This is a genomic window from Tardiphaga sp. GW822-FHT04G09 (genome assembly GCF_058800725.1).
In genome coordinates this window covers 1-1,012 of record NZ_JBXAMO010000052.1, presented here as the reverse complement: position 1 = coordinate 1,012, position 1,012 = coordinate 1, and the positions used below count along the sequence as shown (strand labels likewise).

2 tRNA genes and 1 rRNA gene are annotated in these 1,012 nt (G+C 52.5%); all 3 read right to left on the bottom strand.

Annotated features, from left to right (window positions below):
* Positions 1-481 precede the first annotated feature (481 nt).
* Positions 482-557: transfer RNA gene (locus AC1RLZ_RS31145), tRNA-Ala, on the bottom strand.
* Positions 558-653: 96 nt separating this feature from the next.
* Positions 654-730: transfer RNA gene (locus AC1RLZ_RS31140), tRNA-Ile, on the bottom strand.
* 215 nt (positions 731-945) lie between these two features.
* A 16S ribosomal RNA gene (locus tag AC1RLZ_RS31135) occupies positions 946-1,012 on the bottom strand; the annotation flags it as partial.

Sequence of the window (1,012 nt, the reverse complement as noted above, 5' to 3'; positions counted from 1 at the left end):
AGGCATCCACCGAATACCCTTAAGACACTTGATTGCTCTCATTATCAATATCCACACACTCGGCAGAGTTTGCTGCATGCTGCTTTGCGCCTGAACGCAAAATCCGCACGCCGGCGGTCAAGCCGTGCGCACTTCATGCAGCTGGATATGATTAAGAAAGACCAGTTTGCTTCGTAAGATCGAACCGACAACGAGGCGGTCAAGCTTCGTTGAAAAGAAATTGCAGATGCGGAAGCCTTGCAAGCAAGGCGTTCGCACTCAATTCCTGGAGATTATGATTACGGCACCCGCAATTGCTTGCAGATCCGAACCTCGGAACGATCTCCTCTTTACGATGTCATAAATCCCGCGAGCGACGTCCACAGACTGTCGCAAGCGAAGTTATATACGCGGACTAAATCAGGCGCTGCCCATATGGCGCGCTCCGTGAACACACTGAATGTTTGTTACGATCTCAACATCAGCATCCAACCAAAGTTTCTGGTGGAGGCAGACGGGATCGAACCGACGACCTCATGCTTGCAAAGCACGCGCTCTCCCAGCTGAGCTATGCCCCCGTTCCAGAAGACGAATGCTCAACGCTCAATGAAGAGTACGTCTTGCAGATGCAAGGTCGACGTCAGCAGCAGCCTTGAAAGCAAAGCGCGCAAATATGGTGGGCCTGGGAAGACTTGAACTTCCGACCTCACGCTTATCAAGCGCGCGCTCTAACCAACTGAGCTACAAGCCCTAACAACAAAGGACTGCGCTCGGCTCATCGACATGACCTTGCGATCAAACGCCAACAAGCAGCACGAGCACGCCCCAGCGTGTGTTCGTCCGCGAAGAAAGAGAAACGAAGACGGCGGTGTCCCGCCTATGCAGCTCAATCATTGATCCAATGATTGGCCACTGATGTTTCAAAAGAGGTTCGATAGATGCAAGCACCTGAAGAACCATCCTTAGAAAGGAGGTGATCCAGCCGCAGGTTCCCCTACGGCTACCTTGTTACGACTTCACCCCAGTCGCTGAC